The 1,315-nt window shown below is 60.4% G+C and carries 1 protein-coding gene and 1 pseudogene; both read left to right on the top strand.

Annotated elements, in window-relative coordinates; all coding sequences use genetic code 11:
- Positions 1 to 307: pseudogene (locus AC2VOP_RS11430) on the top strand (TetR/AcrR family transcriptional regulator); the annotation flags it as partial.
- A gap of 239 nt (positions 308 to 546) precedes the next feature.
- The coding region (locus AC2VOP_RS11425; protein ID WP_486961070.1) for an IS630 family transposase at positions 547 to 1,315 on the top strand (769 nt) is incomplete at its 3' end.

The following is a 1,315-nucleotide window of genomic DNA, read 5'->3' as shown; positions in this document are numbered from 1 at the left end:
GCTCGCCGCCGGCGTTGAATCCTATATTCAATACTTCGCCGACCACCCGTTCGAGGCAATCGCTATCAATCGCGGCGCATTAGCCGATGACCCGGAGATTCAGGCGATAATCAGCGACGAACTGAATATCGTTGGCAAATGCATGATCCAGCAACTTGTCGCGGAAGGTCGCAACCGCGATATCACCGAAATTGTCGTCGAGGGCTGGTTGGCGTTTATTCGCGCAGTTTGCGTAAAATGGGTTCAGTCGCAAAAAATCACGCGCTCCGAACTCACTGACGTGTGCCTTCGTGCTTGGATCTACTGACGGTTCCCCGGGTGCGGTTCATGCTGCTGGACCGGGTAGCGCCGGACGTAGGTTGCCGCGAGTGAGGATGGCCATGCCGATCAACGCTTCGGGGCTGTGAAATCCGGAGGCGCACTTAAGAGCGCATGGCTGTGACCTGCGGTTTTTGTGCCAGGAGTTCGGTGCTAGGGATGCTAATGGTATGGCTCACAAATAAATAGGTGGTTGTTCGGTGTTCTGGTGGGGCGAGTGCACCAGCAGTGCCGTTGCCGTTGTCGGCCGGTGAGCGGGAAACGTTGGAGAGGCTGGCGCGGGCGCAGTCGGCACCGCATCGTCAGGTGCTTCAGGCCAGGGCGTTGTTGGGCGCTGGCGATGGGGTGGCCAACATGGTGATCGCCGAGGAGGTGGGGGTGACGGCGGTGACGGTGCGGTCGTGGCGCAAGCGATTCGGGCAGGACGGGTTGGCCGGGTTGGAGAAGATCCGCAAGGGCCGGGGCCGCAAGCCCTCGATCAGCGAGGCGACCATTGCCGAGATCGTCCGATTGACCACGACGACGACCCCGGTTGGAGCCACGCACTGGTCGTGTCGCACGATGGCCAAGCGGGTGGGAGTCAGTTCTGCAACGGTGCAACGTATTTGGTCGGATCTAGGGCTCAAGCCCCACCTGATCGACACGTTCAAGGTGTCCAACGATGCGAAGTTCGAGGAGAAACTCATCGACGTGGTCGGCCTCTACCTCAACCCGCCGGAGAAGGCGATCGTGATGTGCATGGACGAGAAATCCCAGATCCAAGCCCTGGACCGCACACAGGCCTCGTTGCCGATGGTGGCCGGCCGAGCGGGCACGATGACCCATGACTACAAGCGCAACGGGACCACCACGCTGTTCGCGGCGCTGGACGTGTTGACCGGCGCGGTGATCGGCCAGTGCTTGCCGCGGCACCGTCACACTGAGTTCCTGAAGTTCTTGAACGCCATCGACCGCGAAGTCCCCCAGGGATTGCAGATCCATTTGATTTTGGACAATT

The organism is Mycobacterium sp. TH-M106, from assembly GCF_057473765.1.
Note: the sequence above shows the minus strand (reverse complement) of the source record. Positions and strands in the feature narration are given on the sequence as shown.